19 protein-coding genes and 1 riboswitch are annotated in these 23,389 nt (G+C 72.8%); of the genes, 12 read left to right on the top strand and 7 right to left on the bottom strand.

Translation table 11 applies throughout. The annotated features are described in order from the left end of the window. Positions 1 to 3 precede the first annotated feature (3 nt). Positions 4 to 2,466, bottom strand: coding sequence for a DNA topoisomerase (ATP-hydrolyzing) subunit A (locus N4G70_RS18190; protein WP_261713699.1), 2,463 nt, complete (start codon positions 2,464 to 2,466; stop codon positions 4 to 6). Positions 2,467 to 2,671: 205 nt separating this feature from the next. On the opposite strand from N4G70_RS18190, the gene N4G70_RS18185 reads away from it, so the two are divergent. The 4 genes from N4G70_RS18185 to N4G70_RS18170 all read left to right on the top strand — a co-directional run bounded on the left by N4G70_RS18185 (position 2,672) and on the right by N4G70_RS18170 (position 7,407). After that, a complete protein-coding gene (locus N4G70_RS18185; protein ID WP_261713790.1) occupies positions 2,672 to 4,012 on the top strand; it encodes a pitrilysin family protein in 1,341 nt (446 codons plus the stop codon). A 17-nt stretch (positions 4,013 to 4,029) separates the two neighbouring features. Next, positions 4,030 to 5,394 carry a pitrilysin family protein gene (locus N4G70_RS18180; RefSeq protein WP_261713789.1) on the top strand — a complete coding sequence of 455 codons (1,365 nt, stop codon included), beginning with the start codon at positions 4,030 to 4,032 and terminating at the stop codon, positions 5,392 to 5,394. Positions 5,395 to 5,598: 204 nt separating this feature from the next. Next, positions 5,599 to 5,759: riboswitch (cyclic di-AMP (ydaO/yuaA leader) on the top strand. A gap of 13 nt (positions 5,760 to 5,772) precedes the next feature. Continuing rightward, positions 5,773 to 6,537: a M23 family metallopeptidase gene (locus N4G70_RS18175; protein WP_261713698.1), complete on the top strand. Its 765-nt coding sequence runs from the start codon at positions 5,773 to 5,775 to the stop codon at positions 6,535 to 6,537. Between the two features lie 192 nt (positions 6,538 to 6,729). Further along, on the top strand, positions 6,730 to 7,407 hold the full coding sequence (locus N4G70_RS18170) for a GntR family transcriptional regulator (RefSeq protein WP_261713697.1): 678 nt from the start codon (positions 6,730 to 6,732) through the stop codon (positions 7,405 to 7,407). Between the two features lie 150 nt (positions 7,408 to 7,557). On the opposite strand, the gene N4G70_RS18165 is transcribed toward N4G70_RS18170, so the two are convergent. Beyond that, positions 7,558 to 7,839, bottom strand: coding sequence for an HPr family phosphocarrier protein (locus N4G70_RS18165; protein ID WP_120720905.1), 282 nt, complete (start codon positions 7,837 to 7,839; stop codon positions 7,558 to 7,560). A 152-nt stretch (positions 7,840 to 7,991) separates the two neighbouring features. Here N4G70_RS18165 and N4G70_RS18160 point away from each other — a divergent pair, with 152 nt between their 5' ends. From N4G70_RS18160 to N4G70_RS18145, 4 genes are all read left to right on the top strand, one after another. Then, positions 7,992 to 10,904, top strand: coding sequence for a bifunctional GNAT family N-acetyltransferase/acetate--CoA ligase family protein (locus N4G70_RS18160; RefSeq protein ID WP_261713696.1), 2,913 nt, complete (start codon positions 7,992 to 7,994; stop codon positions 10,902 to 10,904). Positions 10,905 to 10,975: 71 nt separating this feature from the next. Next, entirely contained in the window at positions 10,976 to 11,563 is a 588-nt protein-coding gene (locus tag N4G70_RS18155; RefSeq protein ID WP_261713695.1) for a DUF5998 family protein, read from the top strand. Further along, entirely contained in the window at positions 11,563 to 12,750 is a 1,188-nt protein-coding gene (locus tag N4G70_RS18150) for an alkaline phosphatase family protein (protein ID WP_261713694.1), read from the top strand. The genes N4G70_RS18155 and N4G70_RS18150 overlap by 1 nt, the downstream gene beginning before the upstream one ends. A gap of 39 nt (positions 12,751 to 12,789) precedes the next feature. After that, a complete protein-coding gene (locus N4G70_RS18145; protein WP_261713693.1) occupies positions 12,790 to 13,461 on the top strand; it encodes a thymidine kinase in 672 nt (223 codons plus the stop codon). A gap of 185 nt (positions 13,462 to 13,646) precedes the next feature. Here N4G70_RS18145 and N4G70_RS18140 read toward each other — a convergent pair whose 3' ends face one another. Beyond that, positions 13,647 to 14,420, bottom strand: coding sequence for a VOC family protein (locus N4G70_RS18140; RefSeq protein ID WP_261713692.1), 774 nt, complete (start codon positions 14,418 to 14,420; stop codon positions 13,647 to 13,649). Between the two features lie 212 nt (positions 14,421 to 14,632). Between N4G70_RS18140 and N4G70_RS18135 the strand changes: the two genes are divergently transcribed. Next, positions 14,633 to 15,481 (top strand): sulfurtransferase, encoded by an 849-nt coding sequence (locus N4G70_RS18135; protein ID WP_261713691.1) that lies wholly within the window; start codon positions 14,633 to 14,635, stop codon positions 15,479 to 15,481. 187 nt (positions 15,482 to 15,668) lie between these two features. Here N4G70_RS18135 and sepH read toward each other — a convergent pair whose 3' ends face one another. Then, complete coding sequence (gene sepH, locus N4G70_RS18130; protein ID WP_261713690.1) at positions 15,669 to 16,718, bottom strand: septation protein SepH; 1,050 nt, start codon at positions 16,716 to 16,718, stop codon at positions 15,669 to 15,671. A gap of 498 nt (positions 16,719 to 17,216) precedes the next feature. Here sepH and N4G70_RS18125 point away from each other — a divergent pair, with 498 nt between their 5' ends. Then, a complete protein-coding gene (locus N4G70_RS18125; RefSeq protein ID WP_261713689.1) occupies positions 17,217 to 18,224 on the top strand; it encodes a hypothetical protein in 1,008 nt (335 codons plus the stop codon). Between the two features lie 57 nt (positions 18,225 to 18,281). Here the strand turns inward: N4G70_RS18125 and N4G70_RS18120 are convergent, their stop codons facing one another. Continuing rightward, positions 18,282 to 19,592: a D-arabinono-1,4-lactone oxidase gene (locus tag N4G70_RS18120; protein WP_261713688.1), complete on the bottom strand. Its 1,311-nt coding sequence runs from the start codon at positions 19,590 to 19,592 to the stop codon at positions 18,282 to 18,284. Then, positions 19,561 to 20,799, bottom strand: a complete 1,239-nt coding sequence (locus tag N4G70_RS18115) for an MFS transporter (RefSeq protein ID WP_261713687.1) — start codon at positions 20,797 to 20,799, stop codon at positions 19,561 to 19,563. The genes N4G70_RS18120 and N4G70_RS18115 overlap by 32 nt, the downstream gene beginning before the upstream one ends. 150 nt (positions 20,800 to 20,949) lie before the next feature. Between N4G70_RS18115 and N4G70_RS18110 the strand changes: the two genes are divergently transcribed. Together N4G70_RS18110 and N4G70_RS18105 are read left to right on the top strand one after the other, a co-directional pair. Further along, positions 20,950 to 22,107 carry a ferrochelatase gene (locus N4G70_RS18110; protein ID WP_261713686.1) on the top strand — a complete coding sequence of 386 codons (1,158 nt, stop codon included), beginning with the start codon at positions 20,950 to 20,952 and terminating at the stop codon, positions 22,105 to 22,107. A 10-nt stretch (positions 22,108 to 22,117) separates the two neighbouring features. Beyond that, positions 22,118 to 22,918 carry an inositol monophosphatase family protein gene (locus tag N4G70_RS18105; RefSeq protein WP_261713685.1) on the top strand — a complete coding sequence of 267 codons (801 nt, stop codon included), beginning with the start codon at positions 22,118 to 22,120 and terminating at the stop codon, positions 22,916 to 22,918. 81 nt (positions 22,919 to 22,999) lie between these two features. On the opposite strand, the gene N4G70_RS18100 is transcribed toward N4G70_RS18105, so the two are convergent. Further along, positions 23,000 to 23,164, bottom strand: coding sequence for a hypothetical protein (locus tag N4G70_RS18100; RefSeq protein ID WP_261713684.1), 165 nt, complete (start codon positions 23,162 to 23,164; stop codon positions 23,000 to 23,002). Between the last annotated feature and the right edge of the window lie 225 nt (positions 23,165 to 23,389).

The following is a 23,389-nucleotide window of genomic DNA, read 5'->3' as shown; positions in this document are numbered from 1 at the left end:
GCGTTAAGCGAACGGGCCCGCGAGCACCGCCACCGGCGAGACCAGCGGCGTACCCGAACCGTCGCGGCGCGGGTCGAGCTCCGGGAGCTGGGCCGGGGCGCCGTTGGTCTGCGCGGCGCGGGCCGGCGCCGGACCGGCCCAGGCCAGCACCAGCTTGTCCTCGCCCTTGAGGAACCGCTGGCAGCGCACCCCGCCGGTGGCCCGGCCCTTGCGCGGATACTGGTCGAAGGGCGTCAGCTTCGCGGACACCGCCGCGTCACCGAGCAGGGTGGCGCCCGAGCCCGCCACCGAGAACACCACCGCGTCCCCCGCGGGGTCGACCACCGTGAACGAGATGACCTTCGCGCCGTCGGTCAGCTTGATGCCGGCCATGCCGCCCGCGGGCCGGCCCTGGGGGCGCACCTGGCTCGCCTGGTAGCGCAGCAACTGGGCGTCGTCGGTGATGAAGACCAGGTCCTCCTCGCCGGTGCGCAGCTCGGCCGCGCCCACGATCCGGTCACCGTCCTTGAGGGTGATGACCTCCAACTCGTCCTTGTTGGCGGGGTAGTCGGGCACCACCCGCTTGACGACGCCCTGCTCGGTGCCGATGGCCAGGCCCGGCGAGGACTCGTCGAGCGTGGTGAGGCACACCACCGTCTCGTCGGGCTCCAGGGAGGAGAGGAACTCCGCGAGGGGCGCGCCGCCCGACAGGTTCGGCGCGGACGCCGTGTCGGGGAGCTGGGGCAGGTCGATCACCGCGAGCCGCAACAGGCGCCCGCTGGAGGTCACCACCCCCACGTCGCCCCGCTGGGTGGCGGGCACCGCCGAGACGATCACATCGTGCTTGACGCGCTTGTCGTCCTCGCCCGCCGTGAACAACTCGCCGTTGGCCGTGCGGGCCAGCAGGCCCGTCGAGGAGAGCAGCACCCGGCACGGGTCGTCCGCGACTTCGAGGGGCACGGCCGCGACGGACGAGCCCGCCGACTCCAGCAGCACCGTGCGCCGGTCGGTGCTGAACTTCTTGGCGACCGCGGCCAGTTCGGCCGAGACCAGCTTGCGCAGCTCGCCGTCCGAGTCCAGGATCCCGGTCAGCTCGTCGATCTCGCCGGCCAGCCGGTCGCGCTCGCTCTCCAGCTCGATCCGGTCGAAGCGGGTGAGCCGGCGCAGCGGGGTGTCCAGGATGTACTGCGTCTGGATCTCGCTCAGCGAGAAGTGCTCGATGAGCCGCTCCTTCGCCTGCGCCGAGTTGTCACTCGACCGAATGATCCTGATGACCTCGTCGATGTCGACCAGGGCGACGAGCAGGCCCTCGACCAGGTGCAGCCGGTCCCTGCGCTTGGTGCGGCGGAACTCGCTGCGCCGGCGCACCACGTCGAAGCGGTGGTCGAGATAGACCTCCAGGAGCTCCTTGAGACCCAGGGTCAGCGGCTGGCCGTCCACCAGGGCCACGTTGTTGATGCCGAAGGACTCCTCCATCGGCGTCAGCTTGTAGAGCTGCTCCAGGACGGCCTCCGGGACGAAGCCGTTCTTGATCTCGATGACGAGACGCAGGCCGTGCGAACGGTCGGTCAGGTCCTTCACATCGGCGATGCCCTGGAGCTTCTTCGAACCGACCAGGTCCTTGATCTTGGAGATGACCTTCTCCGGGCCGACCGTGAAGGGCAGTTCGGTGACGACGAGCCCCTTGCGGCGCGCCGTCACGTTCTCCACCGATGCGGTGGCGCGGATCTTGAAGGTGCCGCGGCCCGACTCGTAGGCGTCCTTGATGCCCTGAAGGCCCACGATCCGCCCGCCGGTCGGCAGGTCGGGACCCGGCACGAAGCGCATCAGCGCCTCCAGGTCCGCCTCCGGGTGGCGGATCAGATGGCGGGCGGCGGCGATGACCTCGCCCAGGTTGTGCGGCGGCATATTGGTCGCCATGCCGACCGCGATGCCGGACGAGCCGTTGACCAGCAGGTTCGGATACGCGGCGGGCAGCGCGACCGGCTCCCGCTCCTGGCCGTCGTAGTTCGAGGCGAAGTCGACGGTGTCCTCGTCGATGGACTCCGTCATCAGCGAGGTGGCGTCCGCCATCTTGCACTCGGTGTACCGCATGGCGGCCGGCGGGTCGTCGTTGCCGAGCGAGCCGAAGTTGCCGTGCCCGTTGACCAGCGGCAGCCGCATGGAGAACGGCTGCGCCATGCGCACCAGGGCGTCGTAGATCGACGCGTCGCCGTGCGGGTGCAGCTTGCCCATCACCTCGCCGACGACGCGGGCGCACTTCACATAGCCGCGGTCGGGGCGCAGGCCCATCTCGTTCATCTGGTAGACGATGCGGCGCTGGACGGGCTTCATGCCGTCCCGCGCGTCCGGCAGGGCCCGCGAGTAGATCACGGAGTACGCGTACTCGAGGAAGGAGCCCTGCATCTCGTCGACGACGTCGATGTCGAGGATCCGCTCCTCGAAGTCATCGGGCGGCGGCGGGGTCTTCGTGCTGCGGCGGGCCATCGAGGCTGCTGCTCCTTCACGTACCGGAACGGATCTGGATCCGACCATTGTGGACCGTCCCACTGACAACGCCGACCGCGACCCGGGAACTTCGCCAGGTGCCCGCGCGCTTGCATACAGTGGCAGGACTTCTCCACGCAGGACTTCCCCGCCGGTAGGTCACACGGCGGTACCGCACATCGCGAACGAAGGGACGTACATGCCCATGGGTCACACGGCCACAGCGCAGGCCGGCTCCGGCGGTCTGACAGCGACTGAGCACCGACTGGCCAACGGCCTGCGCGTGGTGCTCTCGGAGGACCACCTGACCCCGGTCGCGGCGGTGTGCCTCTGGTACGACGTCGGCTCGCGCCACGAGGTCGAGGGGCGGACCGGCCTCGCCCACCTCTTCGAGCACCTCATGTTCCAGGGCTCCCACCAGGTGCACGGCAACGGCCACTTCGAGCTGGTGCAGGGGGCGGGCGGCTCCCTGAACGGCACCACCAGCTTCGAGCGCACCAACTACTTCGAGACCATGCCCGCCCACCAGGTCGAGCTCGCGCTCTGGCTGGAGGCCGACCGCATGGGCTCGCTGCTCGCCGCGCTCGACGAGCAGTCCATGGAGAACCAGCGCGACGTCGTCAAGAACGAGCGCCGCCAGCGCTACGACAACGTGCCCTACGGCACCGCCTTCGAGAAGCTGACCGCCCTCGCCTATCCCGAGGGCCACCCCTACCACCACACCCCGATCGGCTCGATGGCCGACCTGGACGCGGCGACCCTCGAAGACGCCCGGCACTTCTTCCGCACGTACTACGCGCCCAACAACGCGGTGCTCTCCGTGGTCGGCGACATCGATCCCGACCGGACGCTCGCCTGGGTGGAGAAGTACTTCGGCTCCATCCCCGCCCACGACGGCAAGCAGCCGCCCCGCGACGGCTCGCTGCCCGGCACCATCGGCGGCCAGCTCCGCGAGGTCGTCGAGGAGGACGTCCCGGCGCGCGCCCTGATGGCCGCCTACCGGCTGCCCCACGACGGCACCCGTGAGGCCGACGCGGCCGACCTGGCGCTGACCGTGCTCGGCGGCGGCGAGTCCTCCCGGCTCCACAACCGCCTGGTCCGCCGCGACCGCAGCGCGGTGGCCGCGGGGTTCGGCCTGCTGCGCCTGGCCGGCGCGCCCTCGCTCGGCTGGCTCGACGTGAAGACGTCCACCGGCGTGGAGGTCCACGACATCGAGGCCGCGGTCGACGAGGAGCTCGCGCGGTTCGCCGCCGAGGGCCCCACCGCGGAGGAAATGGAGCGCGCCCAGGCCCAGTTGGAGCGCGAGTGGCTCGACCGGCTCGGCACCGTGGCCGGCCGCGCCGACGAACTGTGCCGGTACGCCGTCCTGTTCGGCGACCCGCAGCTCGCCCTGACCGCCGTGGACCGCGTCCTGGACATCACCGCCGAGGAGGTCCAGGCGGTCGCCGCGGCCACGCTGCGCCCCGACAACCGGGCGGTCCTGGTGTACGAGCCCACCGGGGCACCCGAGGCAGGCAACGACGAGGAAGAAGAGGCGGGCCAGTGACGGACGCTGTCGTGACCATGGAGTTCCACCCCCGGCCGACCGCCGGCACCCCCACGCCGTGGGCGTTCCCGGCCCCCGAGCGCGGCACGCTGCCCAACGGCATGACCGTGCTGCGCTGCCACCGGCCCGGCCAGCAGGTCGTCGCCGTCGAGATCTTCCTCGCGGCCCCCCTGGAAGCCGAGCCCGAGGGCCTCGACGGCGTCGCCACGATCATGGCGCGCGCCCTGACCGAGGGCACCGACAAGCACTCGGCCGAGGAGTTCGCGGCCGAGCTGGAGCGCTGCGGCGCCACCATCGACGCGCACGCCGACCACCCCGGCGTCCGGGTCTCCCTCGAAGTGCCGGTCTCGCGGCTGCCCAAGGCGCTCGCGCTGCTCGCCGAGGCGCTGCGGGCACCCGCGTTCGCCGACACCGAGATCGAGCGTCTGGTGCGCAACCGGCTCGACGAGATCCCGCACGAGCAGGCCAACCCGGCCCGCCGCGCCGCCAAGCAGCTCTCCAAGGAGCTCTTCCCGGCCTCCGCCCGCATCTCCCGCCCCCGCCAGGGCACGGAGGAGACCGTCGCCGCCATCGACGCGGCCGCGGTGCGCTCCTTCTACGAGGCGTATGTGCGGCCCGCGACGACCGTCACCGTCGTCGTCGGCGACCTGTCGGGCACCGACCTCGACGCGATCCTCGCGGACACCCTGGGGGACTGGACCGGCGACCTGGCCGAGCCGCGCCCGGTCCCGCCGATCACCGCCGACGACACCGGCCGGGTCGTCATCGTGGACCGCCCCGGCGCCGTCCAGACCCAGTTGCTCATCGGCCGCATCGGCGCCGACCGCCACGACCGCGTGTGGGCGGCCCAGGTGCTCGGCACGTACTGCCTGGGCGGCACCCTCACCTCCCGCCTGGACCGCGTGCTGCGCGAGGAGAAGGGCTACACCTACGGGGTGCGCGCCTTCGGCCAGGTGCTGCGCTCGGGGCCGGACGGCGGCGCCGCGATGCTCGCCATCAGCGGCTCGGTCGACACCCCGAACACCGGGCCCGCCCTCGACGACCTGTGGAAGGTGCTGCGCACCCTGGCCGCCGAGGGCCTCACGGACGCCGAGCGCGAGAGTGCCGTGCAGAACCTCGTCGGGGTCGCGCCGCTCAAGTACGAGACCGCGTCGGCCGTCGCCGGGACGCTGGCCGACCAGGTCGAGCAGTTCCTGCCGGACGACTACCAGGCCCGCCTGTACGCGCAGCTCGCCGAGACCGGCACCGTGGAGGCGACGGCGGCCGTCGTCAACGCCTTCCCCGCCGACCGCCTCGTCACGATCCTCGTCGGCGACGCCGGGCAGATCGCCGAGCCGGTCAGGGCGCTCGGCATCGGTGAAGTGACCGTTGTCACGGGCTGATTGAGACCCCGGTCGACCGGATACGAGAGGGACCCCGGAGGTGGATGCGCCTGCGGGGTCCCCCTTTATGTCCTGTTTGTTGGAGAGGTTGCCCGTCTGTCATGTGGCGTGCGCAACAAAATCCGGCGTCTGTTTGGTGATTGAAAGATCAGACGTCTAGCGTCAGTCCCGCTGTCCGTCACCACCCGTCGCAGCCGCGGCACCGGACAGTGATCGCCGAGTCCCCGTACGGCGCGAGCCAGGGGAGCCGGGGACCCATTCAGTCCCTGGGGTGAATCGGACGCCTCCGCCCGCGGAGGAGCCCGTAGGAGACCTTCCTGCTCCGAACCCGTCAGCTAACCCGGTAGGCGAGATGGAAGGAAAGGACACCGCCGCTTCATGGCGTTCACCCGTGCCACCGGGAAGCATCGCGCGCCCAGCCGAATGACGCGCCGCAGCGCGAACATCGCGGGCATCGCCACCCTCGCCACCGCCGGAGTCGTGGGCACCCTCGCCTCGCCGGCCGTCGCCGCCCCGAGCGCGACCGTCGACACGGGCCTGACCCAGGCCATCGTCATCGGCGACTCCCTCGCCGACCAGCTCGGCGCCCAGGCCGACGCGCAGAAGCAGGCCGCGGTGAAGGCCCAGGCGAAGGCCGCGGCCGAGGCCGCCGCCAAGCGCGCGGCCGAGCTGCGCGCCAAGGAGGCCCGCGAGGCCAAGGAGCGCGCCGCCCGCGAGGCCGAGCGCAAGCGTCTCAACTCGTTCGTGGCCCCCATATCGGGCAGTTATGTGTCCACCGGCTACAAGACCGGGGGATCCCTGTGGTCCTCCGGCAGCCACACCGGCATCGACTTCCATGCGGGGATCGGTACTTCGGTCCACGCCGTGGGTCTGGGCACCGTCGTCGAGGCCGGTGACGGTGGCGCCTACGGCAACAACATCGTGATCCGGATGCACGACGGCACGTACACCCAGTACGGCCACCTCTCGGTCATCCAGGTCTCCGTCGGCCAGAGCGTCGAGCCGGGCCAGCAGATCGCGCTGTCGGGCAACACCGGCAACACCACGGGCCCGCATCTTCACTTCGAGGCCCGCACCGGCCCGGAGTACGGATCGGACATCGACCCGATCGCCTATCTGCGCTCGCACGGCGTCACCGTCTGAGGCGTCCCGCGCCCGCGAAGCACCCCGCGCACCCCGAAGGCCCCCGGCAATCACCGCCGGGGGCCTTCGCGTTGGCCGGAAGATATCCATCGGTTCCCCCGTGGCACCGGGAATTAACAAAGCCTGGAATAGAGTCGCCGAACAGGCGTCGATCGACCGCGTTTTCGCGGGAATCCAGGCGGAGGTCCGGTCATGAGTATTCCGGCGCATTCGATAAGCACGGCACTGCGCGACGACATCGTCTCGGGTGTCCTGGCGCGCGGCACCCGGCTCACCGAGGACGTCCTCGCGCGCCGTTACGGCGTCTCCCGCGTCCCGGTGCGCGAAGCCCTGCGCACCCTGGAGGCCGAGGGGTTCGTCACCACCCGCAGACATGCCGGCGCCTGGGTGGCCGAGCCCACCGAGGTGGAGGCCGCGGATCTGCTTGAACTGCGCGCCCTGGTCGAGCCGTTGGCCGCCGCACGCGCCGCGCGGCGCCGCACCGAGGCCCATCTCAAGGTGCTCCGGGGCCTGGTGAGGCTGGGTCAGGACCGGGCCAGGCGCGATCAGGGCGATGACCTGCGCTCGCTCGGCGGCTGGTTCCACGAGACGCTCACCCAGGCCTGCGCGAGCCCGGGACTGATCGCGACGCTCACGCAGCTGCGGCACAAGATCGCCTGGATGTACGTGGTCGAGACGCCGCCCCGGCCCGCCGAGGCCTGGGCCGAACTCGGCGCGATCACCGACGCGGTGGCCCGGGGGGACGCCGAACGCGCCCGCTCGCTCACGGCCCTGCACGCCGAGCGGTCCTTTTCCGCCCATCGGCTGCGCACGGCCGTGGCCGTGAGGAATCCGCAATCTGCCGTCAACACGAAGAGCGCCCGCGCTTAACAGCGACGTCGTATACAAGGAATGCGCCGACGGGCGCCGCACGCTGCTGCCCGGAATTCGCTTTTCCCGTACAGGGCCGTGCCGGAAAAGCGAAAGGACCGCCGAGCCCTCTGCGGGCTCCGCGGTCCTTTCGCTGTGACGCCGACCGGATCAGACGGTCTCGGGAAGCTCGTCGAGGCCCTCGGCGACCAGCTTGGCCAGTCGGTCGAGCGCGGCGTCCGCGCCCTCGGCGTCGGAGGCCAGCACGATCTCCTCGCCGCCCTGGGCGCCGAGGCCGAGCACCGCGAGCATGGACGCGGCGTTGACCGGGTTGCCGTCGGCCTTGGCGATCGTCATGGGGACTCCGGCAGCCGTGGCGGCACGGACGAAGATGGACGCGGGGCGGGCGTGCAGGCCCTCGGCCCAGCCGACGTTGACGCGGCGCTCAGCCATGGTGTTGCCCTTCGAAATCTCTGACGGTTGTCTAGACCAGTCTCTCATGGGGTGTGCGGTGCTCGTACCGACCTTGGACCCGGATGTGCCGCCGATCGGCCTTCCCCACCTTGCCCCGACCCGTACCGGCCCGCGACCCGTACGCTTTCGGTATGACGACGGCGTCCGACCCCGCGTACCCCGCTCACTGGGAGGCCGACGTGGTGCTCCGCGACGGCGGCACCGCGCGCATCAGGCCCATCACCACCGAGGACGCCGAGCGGCTCGTCTCCTTCTACGAGCTGGTCTCGGACGAGTCGAAGTACTACCGCTTCTTCGCGCCCTACCCGCGGCTCTCCGCGAAGGACGTCCACCGCTTCACCCATCACGACTACGTCGACCGGGTCGGCCTTGCCGCCACCATCGGCGGCGAGTTCATCGCGACCGTCCGCTACGACCGGATCAACGCCCAGGGCCGGCCGGCCTCCGCCCCCGCCGACGAGGCCGAGGTCGCCTTCCTGGTCCAGGACGCGCACCAGGGCCGGGGCGTCGCCTCCACCCTGCTCGAACACATCGCGGCGGTCGCCCGTGAGCGCGGGATCAGGCGCTTCGCCGCCGAGGTGCTGCCCGCCAACAACAAGATGATCAAGGTGTTCACGGACGCCGGCTACCAGCAGAAGCGGTCCTTCGAGGACGGGTCGGTCCACCTCACCCTCGATCTGGAACCCACCATCGAGTCGCTCGCCGTACAGCGCGCCCGCGAGCACCGCGCCGAGGCGCGATCCGTGCGGCGCCTGCTCGCGCCCGGCTCGGTCGCGGTCATCGGCGCGGGCCGGGCCCCCGGCGGCGTCGGGCGCGCGGTCCTGCGCAACCTCCTGGACGCCGGGTTCACCGGGCGCGTCCACGCCGTGAACACGGCGCTCGGCCCCGGCCGGCACGAGATCGAGGGCGTCCCGGCGTACGCGGGCCTCGGCGCGATCGGCGAGCCGGTGGACCTCGCGATCCTCGCGGTGCCCGCCGAGCGGGTTCCCGAGGCGGTCACCGACTGCGGCGAACACGGCGTCCAGGGACTCGTCGTCCTGTCGGCCGCGTACGCGGAGAGCGGCGCGCCGGGCCGGGAGCGCCAGCGCGCCCTGGTCCGCCAGGCCCGCTCCTACGGGATGCGCCTGATCGGCCCCAACGCCTTCGGGATCATCAACACCGCGGCCGCGGTGCGCCTGAACGCCTCGCTGGCCCCCGAGGCGCCGCCTGCGGGCCGCATCGGCCTGTTCACCCAGTCCGGCGCCATCGGCATCGCCCTCCTGTCGGGCCTGTACCGGCGCGGCGCGGGCCTGTCCACGTTCATCTCCAGCGGCAACCGCGCGGACCTCTCCGGCAACGACTTCCTCCAGTACTGGTACGAGGACCCGGACACCGATGTGGTGCTGCTCTACCTCGAATCCATCGGCAACCCGAGGAAGTTCACCCGCCTCGCCCGCCGCACCGCCGCCGCCAAGCCCGTCGTGGTGGTCAAGGGTGCCCGGCACAGCGGCGCGACCCCGCCGGGCCACGCCGTCCCGGTGACCCGGGTGCCGGACGCCACCGTCTCGGCGCTGCTGCGCCAGGCGGGAGTGATCCTGGTCGACACGGTCACCGAACTCGTCGACGCGGGCCTGCTGCTCGCGGGCCAGCCGCTGCCCGCCGGGCCGCGCGTGGCGATCCTCGGCAACTCCGAATCGCTCGGCCTGCTCACCTACGACGCCTGTCTGACCGAGGGGCTGCGTCCGCTCAAGCCCCTCGACCTGACGACCGGGGCGACCCCCGCGGACTTCCGCGCGGCGCTCGTGGCCGCCCTGGCGGACGAGGCCTGCGACGCGGTCGTGGTCACCGCGATCCCCTGGGTGGGCGAGCACGGCGCCATGGAGACCGGCGACGGCCAGGTCCTCGCGGACGCCCTGCGCGAGGCCGCCGCGACCGCCCCCGCGAAGCCGGTCGCGGTCGTCCACGTGGAGATCGGCGGCCTGGCGGAGGCCCTGTCCGCGGCGGCCAGAACGGCTCCCCGCGCGGCCGGCCCGATCACGCCGCCGACCCCGCAGATCACCCCGCCGGCCCCGCCCACCGCACAGCCGGCCCCTTTGGCGTCCGAGGAGCGGGGAACCGGAGGCAGCGCCCCCGGAGGACAGCCGGACGCGGGCCCGGGACCCGGCCCCGGCGCCTCCACCCCCCGACGCGAGGCGGCCCGCATCCCCGCCTACCCCGCCGCCGAGCGCGCCGTACGCGCCCTCGCCGAAGCCGTGCGCTACGCGCGGTGGCGCCGGGAGGCGGCCGAGCCCGGCAAGGCGGGGGAGTACGACGACATCGACGAGGCGGGCGCCGCCGCGCTGATCGAGCGTCTGCTCGGCCCGGACCCCGACCCCCGAGGGCTGACCCTGTCCGCCCCGAAGGCGCAGGAGCTGCTCGCCCGGTACGGCATCGCGGTGCACCCCACGCTGCCCGCGCCCGACCCGGAGCGCGCCGTCGAGGCCGCCCGGCGCCTGGGCTACCCCGTCGCCCTGAAGACCACCGCCCCGCACCTGCGCCACCGCCCCGACCTCGGCGGCGTACGCCTCGACCTGGCGGACGAGCACCAACTCACGCGCGCCTACGCGGAGTTGACCGCTTCCCTCGGCAAGCCCGAGGAGCTGATGCCGGTCGTGCAGGCGATGGTCCCGCGCGGCGTGGACACCGTCGTGCGCGCCTCCATCGACTCGGCGATCGGCGCGGTGCTGTCCTTCGGACTCGCGGGCGCCGCCTCCGAACTGCTCGGCGACACCGCGCACCGGCTGATCCCGGCCACCGACCGCGACGCCCATGAGCTGCTCCGTTCCATCAGGACCGCGCCGCTCCTGTTCGGCTGGCGCGGCTCCGCGCCCGTCGACACCCCCGCCCTCGAAGAGCTGCTGCTGCGGGTGTCGCGCTTGGTCGACGACCATCCCGAGGTCGTCGCGGTGGGCCTCGAGCCCGTCATCGTCGCCCAGCACGGCCTGTCGGTGCTCGGCGCGAGCGTCCGCCTCGCCCCCGCGCCGCCCCGCACGGACCTGGGCCCCAGGCGCCTGCCCAGCTACTGAGAGCCCGCCCGCGGGCCCTCGTCGCGGGCGCCAGGGCGGTCCGCCCCCGGCGGGCGCTTAAGATGGACCCCATGGCGAAGACCGGTACGACGACTCAGGGGCTCCGCGCGGCGATCGAGCGCAGCGGCTACTACCCGGCCCTTGTGGCCGAGGCGGTGGAGGCCGCGGTCGGCGGCGAGCCGATCGCGTCGTTCCTGGTGCACCAGGAGACCACCTTCGACGCCAACGAGGTACGCCGCCATGTGACGGTCCTCGTGCTCACCGACAACCGCTTCATCGTCAGCCACACCGACGAGCAGAACGCGGACACCAGCTCCCCGACGCCGTACGCGACCACCTCCACCGAGTCCGTGAAGCTCGGCCGGATCTCCTCGGTCGTGGTGAGCCGCGTCGTCGCCAACCCCGAGTCGTACACGCCGGGCACGCTGCCCCGCGAGGTCGTCCTGACCATCGGCTGGGGCGCGGTCGCGCGGATCGACCTGGAGCCCGCCGCCTGCGGCGACCCCAACTGCGACGCCGATCACGGCTACACCGGCAACTCCACCGCCGACGACCTGAGCCTGCGCGTCAGCGAGGCCGGCGACGGCCCCGACACGGTCCGCCAGACCCTGGCCTTCGCCCAGGCGCTGTCCGAGGCGACCGCGGCGACCGGCCGCTGATGGCCCAGCCGGCCTGGCAGGATCCAGAACCCCTCGCCCTTGACACCGCCCCCGTCCCCGAGTACGGCACCGGCTCGCTCGCCGATCTGCTGCCCACCCTCGTGGCGGGCCAGGGCGTACCCGGCTTCGAGCAGCGCATCGCCGGGCTGACCCCCGCCGACCGCAACTGCGTCTTCCTGATCGACGGCCTCGGCTGGGAGCAGATCAGGGCCCACCCGGACGAGGCCCCGTATCTGCACTCGCTGCTCGCCACCTCGCGCGGCGGCAGCGGCCGGCCCATGACCGCCGGGTTCCCCGCCACCACCGCGACCTCGCTCGCCTCCGTCGGCACGGGCCTGCCCCCCGGCGAGCACGGGCTTCCCGGCTACACCGTGCGCGACCCGGACAGCGGCGAGCTGATGAACCAGCTCCGCTGGAAGCCCTGGACCGACCCGCACGTCTGGCAGCCCCACCCCACCGTCTTCCAGCTCGCCGACCGGGCCGGCGTGCACACCGCGCAGGTGTCCTCGCCGACCTTCGAGCACACCCCGCTCACCAAGGTCGCGCTCAGCGGCGGCACCTTCCGCGGCAAGCTCTCCGGCGAGGAGCGCATGGACCTGGCGGCGGCCCAACTCGCCGCGGGGGACCGGTCGTTGGTCTACACGTACTACTCCGAGGTGGACGGCAAGGGCCACCGCTTCGGGGTCGACTCGGACGCCTGGCGCGGCCAGTTGATGTACGTCGACCGGCTCGCCCAGCGCCTGGCCGAACAACTGCCGCCCCGCGCGGCCCTGTACATCACCGCCGACCACGGCATGATCGACATCCCCTTCGACGAGCAGTCGCGCATCGACTTCGACGAGGACTGGGAGCTGCGGGCCGGGGTCGCCCTGCTCGGCGGCGAGGGCCGGGCCCGCCATGTGTACGCGGTGCCGGGCGCCCAGGCGGACGTGCTGACCTGCTGGCGCGAGGTGCTCGGCGAGCAGTTCTGGGTGGCGAGCCGCGACGAGGCGATCGCGGCGGGCTGGTTCGGCCCCCGCATCGACGAGCGGGTGTACGGCCGGATCGGGGACGTGGTCGCGGCCGCCCACGACGACGTCGTCATCACCGCCTCGCGGCGCGAGCCCCACGAGTCCCTGATGGTCGGCAACCACGGCTCGATGACGCCGGTGGAACAGTTCGTACCGCTCCTCGAAGTACGCTCGTAGACACCCCTCTCCCCAGATCTGAAAGGCCGTCAACTTCCCATGCCCGAGCTGGTGTTCTTCTCCGGAACCATGGACTGCGGAAAGAGCACCCTCGCTCTTCAGATCGAGCACAACCGCTCCGCGCGGGGCCTCCAGGGCATGATCTTCACGCGGGACGACCGGGCCGGCGAGGGCAAGCTGTCGTCCCGGCTCGGCCTGGTGACCGACGCGGTGGAGGCCGCCGACGGCTTCGACTTCTACGCCTACCTCGTCGCGCACCTCTCCAAGGGCGGCCGCTGCGACTACGTCATCGCGGACGAGGCCCAGTTCCTGGCGCCCGAGCAGATCGACCAGCTCGCCAGGGTCGTCGACGACCTCGAACTCGACGTCTTCGCCTTCGGCATCACCACCGACTTCCGCTCCAAGCTGTTCCCTGGCTCCCAGCGGCTGGTCGAACTCGCCGACCGGGTCGAGGTGCTCCAGGTCGAGGCGCTGTGCTGGTGCGGCGCCCGCGCCACGCACAACGCCCGCACCACGGGCGGGCAGATGGTCGTGGAGGGCGCCCAGGTCGTCGTCGGCGACGTCAACCAGGCCGCCGACGAGATCGGCTACGAGGTGCTGTGCCGACGCCACCACCGCCGCCGCATGACGGCCGCCGCGGCCCGCGCCGCTGCCCTCTCCCCGGACGTGCTGCCGGTCGACGCCGTCGACACCGAGACCGCCGGCGCCTGACGGGCCGGTCGAGCCGCGCCGCGACATCCGGGGCGCAGGGGGCCCGGTGCGCCCGCGCGGGCGCACCCGGCGGATCCTGGCCGGACTCGGACTCGGACTCGGACTCGGACTCGGACTCGAGCGCGCTGCGCGCCCGCGGCTCGGTGGGCCGTCCTCAACAGCCGTACGGGACGGGGGAGTTGGGGTCAGGCGCGCGCGTGCAGGAGCGAGAAGACGGCGCCCTCGGGGTCGGCGACCGTCGCCACCCGCCCGCTCTCCTCCTCGCGCGTCTGGTGGATCAGCCGCCCGCCGAGGTCGACGGCCCGTACGGCCGCCTCGTCGACGTCGGCGACCTCGAAGTACGTCATCCAGTGCGCGCCCTTGTCGCGCGCCAGGGCGTTGCCCGCCCCGTGCAGCGAGGCGACCGGCCGGCCGTCGAGCTGGAGCGTCACATGGTCGCACTCGGCCGGGGCGACCGCCTGGACGTCGTAGCCGAAGAGCGCCTGGTAGAACTTGGCGACCGCCGAGGTCTCGCGCGTGATCAGCTCGTTCCAGGCCGGGGTGCCGGGCGCGCCCGCGACGGCCGCGCCGATGTGCTCACCGCCCTGCCAGATCCCGAAGACCGCGCCGGCCGGGTCCGAGGCGATCGCCATCCGGCCGGCCTCGCCCGCGTCCAGCGGCCCCACGCCCACGGTGCCGCCGCAGCTCCGGATCGTCTCGGCCGTCACGTCCGCGTCGTCGGTCGCCAGATAGGTGGTCCAGGCGATCGGCAGATGCCGGTCGGGCGGCAACTGCCCGATGCCGGCCACCTCCTCGCCGTCCAGGAGCGCGCGGACGTACGGCCCGAGCTGCTGCGGGCCGGGGCTGAACTCCCAGCCGAACAGTGCCCCGTAGAACTCCTGGGTCGCGGCCAGACCGTGCACCATGAGACTCACCCAGCAGGGCGTGCCTGGTGTGCGCCGGGTCTCCGACTGGGTCATCGTCACTCTCTCCTCGGCCGTCGCCATACTGCTCTGCCTCAACGGCGCGGTCCACAAAGCCCGCGCACCGGGCCGATGGTTCCACCACCGGCGCCGCCAAGCGCCCCGGCCGCGCCGCATTGGCGCGTTCCGGCGGCAGGATGCTCGTTTTGCCGCCTCCCGTCCTTTCGGCGGCGTTCCATTGGCGGCGGACTCTGCGCGAGGATGACCCCATGAATGCCATCATCACCGCATCCGAACTGGCCGCCGAGACGGCGGGCCCGCGCCCGCCGGTACTGCTCGACATCCGCTGGCAGTTGAGCATGGCGAAGGCGACCGGCGCAGCCGCTTTCGATGGCCGGGCCGCGTACGAGGCGGGACATCTGCCCGGCGCGGTCTTCGTCGACCTGGACGCGGAACTGGCCGGTTCGCCCGGCTCCGGCGGCCGCCACCCGCTGCCGGACGTGGCCGAATTCGGACGGGTGATGCGCCGGGCCGGCGTGTCGGCCCGGACCCCGGTCGTCGTCTACGACGGCGGGCAGGGCTGGGCCGCCGCCCGCGCCTGGTGGCTGCTGCGCTGGACGGGCCACGAGGACGTCCGGGTCCTGGACGGGGGCCTTGCCGCCTGGACGGGCGAGCTCTCCACCGAGATCCCCACCCCCGACGAGGGCGATTTCCGGCCCGAGCCGGGCGCGCTGAAGCTGCTCGACGCGGACGGGGCGGCGGAACTCGCCCGTACCGGAGTGCTCCTGGACGCCCGCGCGGGGGAGCGCTACCGCGGGGAGGTGGAGCCGATCGACCGGGTGGGGGGCCACATCCCGGGCGCCCTCTCGGCGCCGACCACCGAGAACGTGGGCCCGGACGGCAGGCTGCTGCCCGTCGACGACCTGGTCGCCCGCTTCAAGGAGCTGGGCGCCTTCGACGCCGAGGTCGGCGTGTACTGCGGCTCCGGCGTCTCGGGCGCCCACGAGGTCCTGGCGCTCGCCGTCGCGGGCATCCCGGCGGCGCTGTACGCCGGTTCGTGGTCGCAGTGGTCCTCGGACGAGTCCCGCCCGGTCGCCACGGGGGCGGATCCGCAGTAGCGGCAGGGCGCGCGGCCCGCGCGGGTTCCTCGGCAGGCGCGGGCCGACGCGCCCGCGCGCGGCGGGGAACGGCCTGGCGGTCGCCGGGACACGGCCGGGCGCTCACGGGGGCACGGCCGCCCGGCCGAGCGACCGGCGCGCGCCGTACCCGTTGTTTCCGTCCGTCCCGCCGACTGGAGCCGGAGGCCTAGTCCTGCTTCTTGCGCCGCGTGCCGAACACGATCTCGTCCCAACTGGGCACCGCGGCACGCCGGCCCGGACGGACCCCGTCCGCCTCGGCCTGACGGTCGGTGGTGCCGGTGAGCCGGTCGCGATGGCCGGCCACGGTGCGGGGCATCAGGACGTCCGCGTACGCCGCGCCCGCTCCCGCCGAAGCGGCCGGCGCGGGCGGTTCCTCGACCTCCGGCTCGGCGGCAGGATCGGTCTCGGTCGGCTCGGGCGGCAGCGACGGCCGCTCGGGCACGACCATGTCGCCACGGAAGCTCGGCACCGCTTCGAGCAGACTGGTCAGCGAGTCGCTCTCGTCCACCGCCGGCTCGGGCGGGGGCGGCGGCGCCGGGCGCTCCAACTGCCGGTCCAGGGCCCGGTCCAGCGGCCGGTCCCGGGGCAGCCGGGCGATCCGCGGCACGAACGGGAAGCTCGGCTCGGGAACCGTGGTGATGGTGTCGTCGGACTCGCCGATCAGCGAGCGGGCCTCGTCGTCGACGGCCTGCACGAGCCGGCGCGGCGGGTCGTAGGTCCAGCTCGCGGAGTGCGGCTCACCCGCGACCAGGTACACGAGCAGGACTTCCCAGGTGCCGTCGTCGCGGCGCCAGGAGTCCCACTGGACGCTCTCCTTGTCGGCGCCGCGCAGCAGCAGCCGCTCCTGCACGGCCTCGCCGAGCTGGGGCCCGGTGTTCTCGCCGGGACGCCGCACGGGGGTCTTGCGCGCCCGCTCGGCCATGAAGGCGCGCTCCGCGAGCACGGGGCCTTCGAAGCGGCGTACGCGGTCGACCGGGATGCCGGCGAACTGGGCGACCTCCTCGGCGGAGGCACCGGCTCGTATCCGCGCCTGGATGTCGCGAGGCCGGAGGTGGCTCTCCACCTCGATCTCGATCTGACCGAGGCGGGCTCGGTCGTTGCGCACAGCGGCCCGGAGCCGCTCGTCGATCGGAAGCGTGTACTCCGTGCTGTCCGCAGCCTTGAGCACCAGTCGTGTGCCGTCGTTGGAGACGGCCACGACACGCAGTTCGGGCATGGGGACCTCCCGGGTGGTGCCTGCCGACGTCACGTGCGTCGCTGCTTCCGCTAGTCGAGTGTGGCCTGCCCGGGTGCAGCCTGCCACAACATTGCCGAGTTGCCCGGCGTGTCGGGCATGGGCCCTGGAACGCCGTTATGGCACGGTTACCTCTTCGCAACGCAGAGTGACCGACGTGCTCACTCTGTGCAGCAGGCCCCCGTGCGGTGCCGCGGCGCCGCCGGTTCGAGTGCCGCTTTCGGCCCCCTCCCGCAGTCCCGGATACCCGTGTGGGACCCGGGGCCCAGGGCTCGCCACAGTACTCCATTCGGGCCACCTGGGTGGACCGGCACGCCGCCGAAGTTCTCGCGGAGTACGGGAGTTGAGCCCGGCGTGGCGCGTCCCCACATGGCCTCCACGTGTCCTGCTTCACACAATCCCCGGAAACGGAACTAATCCTTTCGCTCAAATGTCCTTTCTCAGTGCAAGACGGAACAGAAAGGCGAACAGAGGCTGGGGATGGGTGACAAGCCGGACACCGGGACCGAAGACAAGAAGCGCATAGACCTGAGCGTGCCCCAAGTCGCGGGAAGTGCACTCGCCGCCGTCACCGCGGCGGTGCTCGCCTCCACGCTGGGCGTGTACGGAACGTTCCTCGGCGCCGGTGTCGTGAGCGTGGTCGCCACCTGCGGGAGCACCGTCTTCCAGCACGTCTTCAAACGGACCGGCGAGCAGCTGCGCGAGGTGACGGTCCACGCGAAGGTGGGCTCGCGCCAGGTGCCGGTGGTCTCCCCCTTCAAGGGAGCCGAGGACGAGACCCCGGAGCCGCCGGGGGCCGACGCCGAGAGCACCCAACTGCTCGGTCCGGTCGAGGCGGACCGCACGCGGCTCCTTCCGCGGGCGTCCGCCGACCGCACCCGTCCGCTGCCGCGGGCCGGCGCCGACCGCACCCAGTTGCTCAAGGCGGTCGACGGGGCCTCGCTGCCGCCCGGCGCCGGACCCGCCAAGGAGTTCAACGAGGCGACCGTGCACGGCACCCGGCTGCGCGGGTGGAAGCGGCCGTTGCTCGCCGCGGCCGTCGTCTTCGGGGTGTCGATGGGCGGCATCACCGCCTACGAACTGATCTCCGGCGGCGAGGTCGGCGGCCATGGCCACGGGACCACCTTGCAGTCCGTGTTCACCGGCGGCTCCACGAAGCAGAAGCCCTCGACGCCCGAGGGGCCGGGGAAGCGGCACGAGCCCTCGCCCGGCACCGGCGGTTCGCCGGCGCCCAGTACCGGCCAGGGCACGGGGTCGACCGGAACGGACCCCGCGACGAAGGACCCCTCGCCCACGCCGTCCCCCTCCAAGTCGGCGGATTCGGGCTCCGGTTCGGGCTCCGGGTCCGGCTCGGGCGGCACGACGCCGACCCCGACTCCGACGCCCACGCCGTCCGCCTCCGGTTCGAAGGGGTCCGGCACGGGCAGCGGCTCCGCCGATCCGGACGGCCCCGATGCCCCCCGGTCCGGCGTGACCCCGACCCCGTAGGGCCGGACTCGGTGCCCCGGGTGTGCGGGCCCCGGCCCGCGTGGGCCGGGGCCCGCTTCAGTCGCCCAGCACGCGCCGCAGATAGGGGTTGGCGAAGCGGCGCTCGGGGTCCAGGCGGTCGCGTACCGCGGTGAACTCGGCGAAGCGCGGGTAGGCCTCCGCGAAGTAGGCCGCGTCGCGGGTGTGCAGCTTGCCCCAGTGCGGGCGGCCCCCGTGCGCGGTCATGATCCGCTCCACCGCGGTGAAGTACGCCTGGTGCGGCGTGCCCCGGTACATGTGCACCGCTATGTAGGCGGTCTCGCGGCCCGAGGCGGTGGAGAGCGCGATGTCGTCGGCCGGGGCGGTACGGACCTCGACCGGGAAGCTCACGCGCAGCGGTGAGCGCTCCACGAGCGCCTTCACCTCGCGCAGCGCGCCGACCGCCGCCTCGCGGGGCAGGGCGTACTCCATCTCGACGAACCGCACCCGGCGCGGACTTGTGAAGACCTTGTACGGAATGTCGGTGTAGGTACGGGCCGAGAGCGCCCGGCTGGAGACCTTGGCGACGGCCGGGATGGTGGCCGGCGCCGCGCGGCCGAGCGAACACACCACCTGGAAGAGCCCGTTGGACATGAACTCGTCGTCGATCCACCCGCGCACCCGGCCGGGCGGCGCGGCGGGACCCGCGCTGCGGTTGTTGCGCTTGGTGTTGCAGTTGCCGGTGTGCGGGAACCAGTAGAACTCGAAGTGCTCGTTCTCCGCGAAGAGTTCCTCGAACCCGGCGGTGACCCGGTCGAAGGTCATCGGCTCCTCGCGCGCGGTGAGCAGGAAGATCGGCTCCACGGCGAAGGTGATCGCGGTGACCACGCCGAGCGCACCGAGCCCGATCCGGGCCGCCGCGAAGACGTCGGCGTTCTCCTTCGCCGAGCAGGTCATCAGGGAGCCGTCGGCCGTCACCAGCTCAAGTGCCGTGATCTGGGCGGCGATCGAGGCCGAGTCCCGCCCGGTGCCGTGGGTTCCGGTGCTGGTGGCGCCCGCCACCGTCTGCTCCATGATGTCGCCCATGTTGGTGAGCGACAGGCCCTCCCTGGCCAGCACGGCGTTCAGCCGCTTCAGAGGGGTGCCGGCCTCGACGGTGACGGTCATCGCGGCGCGGTCGAGCTCGCGGATGCCGGTCAGCAGATCGGGGCGTATGAGCACGCCGTCGGTGGCGGCGGCGGCCGTGAAGGAGTGGCCGGTGCCGACCGCCTTCACCGTCAGGCCCTGCTCCGCGGCCCGGCGTACGACGTCGGCCAGTTCGGCCGTGGAGGCCGGGGTCACCGCCCTCGCCGGCCGCGCGGTGACGTTCCCCGCCCAGTTACGCCAGGTGCTGCTGTTCGCTCCGCTCATCTGCTTCGAGCCCCTCCCGATGCGGCACCGGCCTGCGAAGCCGGCGGTACCCCAGGAACGCCACCGCCGCCGCCAGCGTTCCCGACACGCCGGACACCAGGTACCCCGCCTGCGCGCCCGCCGCGTCCACCACCCAACCGGCGGCGGAGGAGCCGAGCGCCACACCGACCGCGAGCCCGGTACTGGTCCAGGTCATGCCCTCGGTGAGCTTGCTGCGCGGTACGTGCTGTTCGACGAGGGCCATCGTCGTCACCATCGTCGGCGCGATGAACAGGCCCGCGACAAAGAGCGCCACGGCAAGGAACGGCAGGCTCCCGGCCAGTTGGAGCGGGATCATACTCACCGCCATCGCGCAGACACCCACCAGCCACCTGGTGGACGCCGCCCCCTTGAGGCGCAGCAGCCCGAACACCGCTCCCGCGAGGCAGGAGCCGAGCGCGTACACGGCGAGCACCAGGCTGGCCATCGCCTTGTGGCCGCGCTCGTCGGCGAAGGCCACGGTGACCACGTCGACCGAGCCGAAGACGGCCCCGGTGGCGACGAAGGTGGCGACCAGCACCTGGAGTCCGCGCGAGCCCAGCGCGGAGCGGCCGGTGTGGTGCTCGCGCGGATGCGGTACGGGTTCGGTGCCGCGCTGGGCGGTCAGCCAGCAGACCCCGGCGACGAGGAAACAGCCGGCGATCAATGGGCCGGCCTCGGGGAACCAGGCCGTGGAGAGCCCGATGGACAGGATCGGCCCCAGGATGAAGCACAGCTCGTCGACGATCGACTCCCACGAGTACGCCGTGTGCAGGCTCTGGGAGTCGCCGCGGTAGATCGCGGCCCAGCGGGCCCGCACCATCGAGCCCACGCTCGGCACGCAGCCCGCGCCCGCCGCGAAGACGAACAGGGTCCAGTCCGGGGCGTTCTGCTGGGCGCAGACCAGGAGCCCGGCGACCGCCGCGACGGCGACGGCGGTGGCCGGGCGCAGCACCCGGCGCTGGCCGTGCCGGTCGACGAGCCGGGATATCTGCGGACCGACCACGGCGGCCGCCATGGCGAGCGTCGCCGAGAGCGCCCCGGCCAGGCCGTAGCGACCGGTGAGCTGGGACACCATGGTCACGACGCCGATGCCCATCATCGACAGCGGCATCCGGCCGAGCAGTCCGGCGGCGGAGAACCCCTTGGTGCCGGGGGCGGCGAAGATCGCGCGGTAGGGACTGGGCAACGGGGGCTCCCGGATCCGGCGTGACGCGTGTAATTGACCTCTAAAGCTTACGATGCTGAATTGGCCCACCGCACCGCCTTTTCCGACCCGATCCGCCGCTTCCCCCGGCTCGGCACCGCGCCTGTCCGAGGCGGGTGGCAGGATCGAGGCATGTCCGAACTGCGTGATCCAGCTCCCGGAGCGGCCGCGGCCGCCGCCCCGTACGACGCCCTGTTGCTGCTCTCCTTCGGCGGCCCCGAGGGCCCCGACGACGTGGTCCCGTTCCTGGAGAACGTGACGCGCGGCCGCGGCATCCCCAGGGAGCGGCTCAAGGAGGTGGGGCAGCACTACTTCCTGTTCGGCGGGGTGAGCCCCATCAACGAGCAGAACCGTGCGCTGCTGGACGCGCTGCGCAAGGACTTCGCCGAGAACAGCCTGGACCTGCCGGTCCACTGGGGCAACCGGAACTGGGCGCCCTACCTCACCGACACCCTGCGCGAGATGGCCGCCGACGGCCACCGCCGCATCGCGGTCCTCACCACCAGCGCGTACGCCTCGTACTCGGGCTGCCGGCAGTACCGCGAAAACCTCGCGGAGGCCCTGGCCACCCTGGAGGCCGAGGGTCTGGAGGTGCCCAGGGTCGACAAGCTGCGGCACTACTTCAACCACCCCGGCTTCGTGCGCCCCATGGTCGACGGCGTCCTCGCCTCGCTCGCCGAGCTGCCCGAGGACGTCCGCGCGGGCGCCCACCTCGCCTTCACCACGCACTCCATCCCCACGGCGGCCGCGGACACCTCGGGCCCCGTCGATGAGCACGGCGACGGCGGCGCCTACGTACGCGAGCACCTCGACGTGGCGCGCGTGATCGCGAACGCGGTCCACGCCGAGACCGGCGTCGAGCGGCCCTGGGAGCTCGTCTACCAGTCCCGCTCGGGCGCCCCGCACATCCCCTGGCTGGAACCCGACATCTGCGACCACCTGGAGGTGCTGCACGGCGCGGGCGCCCCGGCCGTCGTGATGGTCCCCATCGGCTTCGTCTCCGACCACATGGAGGTCCTCTACGACCTCGACACGGAGGCCACCGCCAAGGCCGCCGGACTGGGCCTGCCCGTCGCCCGTTCGGCGACCGTCGGCGCCGATCCCCGCTTCGCCGCGGCCGTGCGCGAGCTGGTCGTCGAGCGGGCCGCGGCCGAGCGGGGGCTGCCCGCCGAGCGGTGTGCGCTCGGAGCGCTCGGCCCCTCGCACGACCTGTGCCCCATCGGCTGCTGCCCGGCCGCCCGCGGCGCCGCCAAGCCCGCGGCCGCCGGCGCCGACAGCCCGTACGCCTGAGGGAGCCCCCATGACCGACCCCCTGCACCGCGAACTGCTCGGCCTCGCCCTGGAGGCCGCGCGGCGCGCCGGTGAGCTGCTGCGTGACGGCCGTCCGGCCGATCTCGCCGTCGCCGCCACCAAGTCCAGCCCCATCGACGTGGTGACCGAGATGGACATCGCCGCCGAGAAGCTGATCACCGGCTACCTCGCCGAGCACCGCCCGCACGACGGCTTCCTCGGCGAGGAGGGCGCGTCCAGCGAGGGCTCCAGCGGCATCCGCTGGGTCATCGACCCGCTCGACGGAACCGTCAACTACCTGTACGGGCTGCCCACTTGGGCCGTCTCCATCGCCGCCGAACAGGACGGCGAGCGGGTCGCGGGCGTGGTCGCCGCCCCGATGCGCGGCGAGACCTACCAAGCGGTCCTCGGCGGCGGCGCCTTCGAGGGCGAGCGCCCGCTGTGCTGCCGGCCGCCGGCCCCGCTGTCCCAGTCCCTGGTGGGGACGGGCTTCGCCTACGTCCAGTCCGTACGCGCCCATCAGGCCGAGGTGGCCCAGCGGCTGATCCCGCGCTTCCGTGACATCCGCCGGAGCGGCTCGGCGGCGATCGACCTGTGCGACGTGGCGGCCGGGCGGCTCGACGCGTACTACGAGCGCGGCCTCAACCCCTGGGACCTGGCGGCCGGCGACCTGATCGCCCGTGAGGCCGGCGCACTGACCGGCGGCCGGCCCGGGGCGCCCCCCTCCCGGGAGCTGACGGTCGCCGCCTCCCCGGAGCTCTTCGGCCCGCTCCAGGGCCTCCTGGAGGAGTACGGGGCCTGGCACGACTGAGGCCGGATGCGGCCCCAGGCATGACGAAACCCCGGCGCCGTCCCATGGCGCCGGGGTTTGCCGGTGGGTGGGGTCGCAGCGCTACGCGGCTACCTCCACGCCGTGCTCGGCGGCCAGACGACGCAGGTCGTCCAGCTCAGCCTGCTCGACGTCGGCGAGGAAGTCGTCGCCGGTCTCGCGTGCCCGTGTGAGGTCGGTTTCCGTGGTCCTTATGCGCTGCAGCAGTCCTGCGGTGAAAGCGTCCATGGTGCGCCCCCTCGTCGTGGGTCGGTGGCACAGGACTGTGCCGACGGTGGGTCGCGACCACGACGTGAGGATGTGGCATGCCACATACAGGGCGTGATCGCGGGGTGTGCAATCGTCCTCCCCAAGCCCACTCTCAAAGAAACCTCAACTGCCGCGCCAATCCTGTTCATTCCCGCGACGCCCGGATCGTTCGGCCGGAAATCGCAGGTGAGCGGCGGACCGGGG

Origin of the sequence: Streptomyces sp. ASQP_92 (assembly GCF_025399895.1) — a bacterium.
Taxonomy (GTDB): domain Bacteria; phylum Actinomycetota; class Actinomycetes; order Streptomycetales; family Streptomycetaceae; genus Streptomyces.
This window is presented reverse-complemented; position numbering and strand designations above follow the sequence as displayed.

What these genes read in the sequence shown, in the direction of transcription:
- N4G70_RS18190 (WP_261713699.1), bottom strand. Translation starts at nt 2,466, where the DNA reads ATGGCCCGCCGCAGCACGAAGACCCCGCCGCCGCCCGATGACTTCGAG.
- N4G70_RS18185 (WP_261713790.1), top strand. Translation starts at nt 2,672, where the DNA reads ATGGGTCACACGGCCACAGCGCAGGCCGGCTCCGGCGGTCTGACAGCG.
- N4G70_RS18180 (WP_261713789.1), top strand. Translation starts at nt 4,030, where the DNA reads ATGGAGTTCCACCCCCGGCCGACCGCCGGCACCCCCACGCCGTGGGCG.
- N4G70_RS18175 (WP_261713698.1), top strand. Translation starts at nt 5,773, where the DNA reads ATGGCGTTCACCCGTGCCACCGGGAAGCATCGCGCGCCCAGCCGAATG.
- N4G70_RS18170 (WP_261713697.1), top strand. Translation starts at nt 6,730, where the DNA reads ATGAGTATTCCGGCGCATTCGATAAGCACGGCACTGCGCGACGACATC.
- N4G70_RS18165 (WP_120720905.1), bottom strand. Translation starts at nt 7,839, where the DNA reads ATGGCTGAGCGCCGCGTCAACGTCGGCTGGGCCGAGGGCCTGCACGCC.
- N4G70_RS18160 (WP_261713696.1), top strand. Translation starts at nt 7,992, where the DNA reads ATGACGACGGCGTCCGACCCCGCGTACCCCGCTCACTGGGAGGCCGAC.
- N4G70_RS18155 (WP_261713695.1), top strand. Translation starts at nt 10,976, where the DNA reads ATGGCGAAGACCGGTACGACGACTCAGGGGCTCCGCGCGGCGATCGAG.
- N4G70_RS18150 (WP_261713694.1), top strand. Translation starts at nt 11,563, where the DNA reads ATGGCCCAGCCGGCCTGGCAGGATCCAGAACCCCTCGCCCTTGACACC.
- N4G70_RS18145 (WP_261713693.1), top strand. Translation starts at nt 12,790, where the DNA reads ATGCCCGAGCTGGTGTTCTTCTCCGGAACCATGGACTGCGGAAAGAGC.
- N4G70_RS18140 (WP_261713692.1), bottom strand. Translation starts at nt 14,420, where the DNA reads ATGACCCAGTCGGAGACCCGGCGCACACCAGGCACGCCCTGCTGGGTG.
- N4G70_RS18135 (WP_261713691.1), top strand. Translation starts at nt 14,633, where the DNA reads ATGAATGCCATCATCACCGCATCCGAACTGGCCGCCGAGACGGCGGGC.
- sepH (WP_261713690.1), bottom strand. Translation starts at nt 16,718, where the DNA reads ATGCCCGAACTGCGTGTCGTGGCCGTCTCCAACGACGGCACACGACTG.
- N4G70_RS18125 (WP_261713689.1), top strand. Translation starts at nt 17,217, where the DNA reads ATGGGTGACAAGCCGGACACCGGGACCGAAGACAAGAAGCGCATAGAC.
- N4G70_RS18120 (WP_261713688.1), bottom strand. Translation starts at nt 19,592, where the DNA reads ATGAGCGGAGCGAACAGCAGCACCTGGCGTAACTGGGCGGGGAACGTC.
- N4G70_RS18110 (WP_261713686.1), top strand. Translation starts at nt 20,950, where the DNA reads ATGTCCGAACTGCGTGATCCAGCTCCCGGAGCGGCCGCGGCCGCCGCC.
- N4G70_RS18105 (WP_261713685.1), top strand. Translation starts at nt 22,118, where the DNA reads ATGACCGACCCCCTGCACCGCGAACTGCTCGGCCTCGCCCTGGAGGCC.
- N4G70_RS18100 (WP_261713684.1), bottom strand. Translation starts at nt 23,164, where the DNA reads ATGGACGCTTTCACCGCAGGACTGCTGCAGCGCATAAGGACCACGGAA.